General features: G+C 71.2%; 5 protein-coding genes. 3 read left to right on the top strand and 2 right to left on the bottom strand.

Annotated features, from left to right (window positions below):
* Window positions 1–204 precede the first annotated feature (204 nt).
* Window positions 205–681, top strand: a complete 477-nt coding sequence (locus AB8Z75_RS32255) for a DUF6640 family protein (protein WP_369208264.1) — start codon at window positions 205–207, stop codon at window positions 679–681.
* A 311-nt stretch (window positions 682–992) separates the two neighbouring features.
* A complete protein-coding gene (locus tag AB8Z75_RS32250) occupies window positions 993–1,835 on the top strand; it encodes a MerR family transcriptional regulator (protein WP_369208262.1) in 843 nt (280 codons plus the stop codon).
* Between the two features lie 105 nt (window positions 1,836–1,940).
* On the opposite strand, the gene AB8Z75_RS32245 is transcribed toward AB8Z75_RS32250, so the two are convergent.
* A complete protein-coding gene (locus tag AB8Z75_RS32245) occupies window positions 1,941–2,744 on the bottom strand; it encodes an exodeoxyribonuclease III (RefSeq protein WP_369208260.1) in 804 nt (267 codons plus the stop codon).
* A gap of 136 nt (window positions 2,745–2,880) precedes the next feature.
* Here AB8Z75_RS32245 and AB8Z75_RS32240 point away from each other — a divergent pair, with 136 nt between their 5' ends.
* Window positions 2,881–3,420, top strand: a complete 540-nt coding sequence (locus AB8Z75_RS32240; protein WP_369208258.1) for a GNAT family N-acetyltransferase — start codon at window positions 2,881–2,883, stop codon at window positions 3,418–3,420.
* Window positions 3,421–3,430: 10 nt separating this feature from the next.
* Here AB8Z75_RS32240 and AB8Z75_RS32235 read toward each other — a convergent pair whose 3' ends face one another.
* Window positions 3,431–4,171 carry a hypothetical protein gene (locus AB8Z75_RS32235; RefSeq protein ID WP_369208256.1) on the bottom strand — a complete coding sequence of 247 codons (741 nt, stop codon included), beginning with the start codon at window positions 4,169–4,171 and terminating at the stop codon, window positions 3,431–3,433.
* Between the last annotated feature and the right edge of the window lie 42 nt (window positions 4,172–4,213).

Below are 4,213 nucleotides of genomic sequence, written 5' to 3'. Positions count from 1 at the left end.
GGTCACCGACGCCTACACCTGGACCCCCTGACACCCCACCCCGGGAAGCCCCTGTCCGCCGGAGAACTCCCTCCACCGGAGGGCTCCCTCTACCGGAGGGCTCCCTCCACCGGAGGGCTCCCTCCACCGGAGGGCTCCCCTCCGCACGGCTCCGCGACAGCGCGTCAGTCCCGGGAGCCAACGAACCTCAAGAGGCCAATTCTCATGCCCCTCCCGCGCCTTCTGATCGCCCTCGTCGGAGCGATCACAACAGTCAGCGCCGTGCTCGCCGATCTGGTCATCCCCGACCTGGCGGCCCAGCATGCCTTCAACCCCGGCTGGCCGCCCCATGCCAAGTTCCACGACGCCCAGTACATGCTGATGACGGTGCTCCTCGGTCTCCTCGGCCTGGCCCTCTCCCTGCGCCAGGGCCGCAACCCCCGCGGCCGGCTGTTGTGCGCCGCCGCGGTCCTGGCCACCCCCTGGCTCAGCATGATCGGTGCGCTGCTGTTCCCCGGCACCGCCACCTACGACCCGGAGTTCTCCGCCCAGACCTTCTTCGTCCTCGGGGTGCACGGCCAGGTCTTTCTGGCCGTCGTCCTCACCCTGGTCCTGCTCGCCGCGACAGCGGCAACACTTCGCACGCCCACGCCCACGCCCACGCCCACGCACCCCGGCACCGGACGACAAGCCGCCACCTGAACTGTTGTCGACGAGACTGTGGACGGACCAGGAGGCCGGCCGTGTGCGGCGCGGACGAAGACCGGCGGCCGGCGGTCTTCGACCGCGAGAGTCGACAGCCCCTGAGGCCTCTCGTGCACGATCCCGCTGGGCTCGCGGGTCCCGGATACGCACCCCCGACCGACCGGAGGCCGGAGCACTCCCGACCGGAGGCCGGAGCACTCCCGCTCCGAGGCTGGGGTGTGTCCCCGGCCTCCGCCTTGGGAGAGCACGCACCTCACCCCGCTTCCCGCCCCAGCCGGATCCAAACGAAAGACCCTAGGCTGTGGCACGTGGCGAGCGCGAACGAGCAACACACGACGGACGAGCCGGGCAGCCGGAGCGCGACCCCCGCGAACGGCGGGTCCACCCCGCCCGAGCGGGAGTTCCGCGCCCACGAACTGGCAGAAGCGGCAGGCATCACCACCCGCACGCTTCGCTTCTACCGCGAACGCAAACTTCTCCCGCCGCCGCGCCGCGAAGGCCGCATCGCCTGGTACGACGCACACCACCTCGCACGGCTGCGCAGCATCACCGCGCTGCTCTCGCGCGGCCACACCCTCGGCGGCATCGCCGACCTGCTCGACGCCTTCGAGAAGGGCCGCGACGCCCGCTCCGCCGCCGAGGTCATGGGCCTGGACTCCGCCCTGGCCACCCCCTTCTCCGAGGAGACCCCCGTCCGCCTCACCCCGGAGGAACTGGCCGACTATTTCCAGGGCCAAGTGACCGTCGACAACCTGGCCGCCTCCCTGGACATCGGCTACGTCGCCATCGACGGCGACGAGTTCGTGCACACCAGCCGCCGTCTGCTCGACGGGTCGGCGGAACTCGTCGCCAAGGGCATCCCTCTGGCCGACGTACTCGAAGCGGGTCGCGCGCTGCGCGAGCACACCGACGAGATCGCCGCCCTCTTCGCCCGCCTCTTCCGCACCCACCTGCTCCCCCGCCAGGAGAGCAGCGAACCGGCCGCCCTCAACGACCTCCTCGCCCGCGTCGCCCCCACCGCCCGGCAGATCGTCGAAGCCGAACTGGGCCTCGCCTTGGACCGCCGGGTTCGGGCAGAGCTGGAGGAATGGCTGAGTGACAAGCGCGCTGAGCGAGAAGAGCGCGCCCGCGCGGACGGAGCCGAGGGCTAGGGCCTCTCGTTTGGATCTTGCTGGGCTAGGCTTCTCTGTCCGAGGAGGGCTGGACCAGGGCGTCAGGAACATCCCGGACATCGAGGACGCCCACGATGTCGGGCATCAGGGACCGAAGTCGACCGTCACCGGGGCGTGGTCGCTCCACCGCTCCGTGTGGGTGGCCGCGCGTTCGACGTACGCCTTCAGCGCGCGACCCGCCAGCCCGGGCGTGGAGACCTGGTAGTCGATGCGCCAGCCCGTGTCGTTGTCGAAGGCCCGCCCCCGGTACGACCACCACGAGTAGGGCCCCGCCACCTCGGGGTGCAGCGAGCGGACCACGTCCGCGTAGCCACCGTCCTCGGGGTCGAACACCCGCGAAAGCCAGGCACGCTCCTCGGGCAGGAACCCCGAGTTCTTCTTGTTGCCGCGCCAGTTCTTCAAGTCGGCCTCCTGGTGCGCGATGTTCCAGTCACCGCAGACCAGCACCTCACGCCCGGACGCCGCTGCCCGCTCCCTGAGGTCGCACAGGTACGGCAGGAAAGCCGCCATGAAGCGTTCCTTCTCGTCCTGCCGCTCCGTGCCGACCTCGCCCGAGGGCAGATAGAGGCTGGCAACGGTCACGCCCGGCAGATCGACCTCCACGTAACGGCCGGAGGCTTCGAATTCGGGGACTCCGAACCCCACCCGGACGGCGTCAGGATCGCGCCGCGTGAGCAACGCCACACCCGAGCGCCCCTTGGCCGACGAGGGCGCCCAGAACGCGTGCCAGCCCTCGGGCGACCGCACCGCCTCGGGCAGCTGCTCAGGCTCAGCCCGGACCTCCTGGAGACAGATCACGTCCGCTTCCGTGGTCGCCAGCCACTCCACGTAGCCCTTCTTCGCCGCGGCCCGCAGACCGTTGACGTTGACCGTGCTCACCTTGCGCAAAACGTGCTCCCCGTGGATTTCCGGACTACCCGCACCCTACGCGGCACGCGACCGTGCCCACGGGCGCCGGTCCTGGAGCCGGAGGAGCTTCGGCCCGTGGCCGCCGACGCCCGCGATGCCCGCTTACGATTCCCGTATGCAGATCGTTCCCGTCCCCTTCGACCACCCGGACGCGCGGAAACTCAACGACCTCGTGCTCCAGGAGTACACGCAGCGCTACGGCGATCCGGAAGGCGACGCGACCCCGCTCGCCCCGGCAATGTTCCGACCGCCGCGCGGCCTGTACCTCCTGGCCTACGACGACGAGCGGCAGCCGGTCGCCACGGGTGGCTGGCGCGCCATGGACGCCACCCGTGCGGCGGGTGACGGTCACGAGGGCGACGCCGACGGGGGCGAAGAGAACTACGCGGACGGCGACGCCGAGCTCAAGCGCATGTACGTCGTACCCGAGGCGCGCGGACGCGGCCTGGCGCGGCGCATTCTCGCCCTGCTCGAAGAGGATGCCCGCGCGGCGGGGCGCACGCGCATGGTGCTGGAAACCGGCATACACCAGCCGGAGGCGATCGCGCTGTACACCTCTTCCGGCTATGGGCCGGCGCGGGAGAAGTTCGGGCACTACCGGTTCGAGGAGGAGAGCCGGTGCTTCGAGAAGTCGCTTGGTGACACCCCTTCGTGAACCCCGTTCGTTAACCTTCTTCGGGAAGCTGGTGCGCGCGGAGGGTCCCCGTCTCGCCCCGCGCGAACTCCGCGGCCTCCGCGATGCCCGTCTCCTCCATCGAGACCACCCGCACAGGGCCGTTTTCGGCGTCCTTCAGCGCAGCGGTCAGTGCGCGCCCGGGCGGCAGCTCGACCCAGCGCTCGGCGCCGGTCGCCCGCAGCGTCGTGACCGTCTCCGTCCAGCGCACGGGCAGGGCGATCGACCTGGCCAGATCGTCGAAGACCCCGTTCGCGTCGGCTGTCAGACAGTCCCCTCCGGTGCACGTCACGTACGGCATCTTGTGCGTGCGGCGCCGCACGGTCGCCAGATGCTGTGCCATGCGGATGCCGAGATCGTGCGGGGGCTCCTCGGCCCGCGCCAGCAGTTCTGCGCGGATCCGGACCGCCCGCAGCGCCTCCGGGAGAGTGAGCAGTCCCGCGGCGACGGCGGCGGCGAAGGCACCGGCCCCGTGCCCCGTCACCACATCGGGCCGCACCTCCTCGTCCTCCGTCAGCGCGCGGGCCCCGGCCACGCCGGCGATCAGCAGACAGACGTGCCGTGCCACCTCGGACGAGGCCAGCGCGTCGGCGGTGTCGAGTTCCGCGACCCCTCCGGGATGTTCGCACTCGGCCTCGGCGAGTACGGCCGCAGACGCGGCGGTGTCGGGCAACCGGTGCAGCGTGCCCGGCCGCAGTGCGCCGGGGCCGGGAAAGAGGAACGCGACGTTCATGCGGCCACCCTTTCCTGCCCTGCCCCGCTATGCCAGCCACCC

The sequence above is a fragment of the Streptomyces sp. PU-14G genome (genome assembly GCF_041028275.1).
GTDB lineage: Bacteria > Actinomycetota > Actinomycetes > Streptomycetales > Streptomycetaceae > Streptomyces.
Note: the sequence above shows the minus strand (reverse complement) of the source record. Positions and strands in the feature narration are given on the sequence as shown.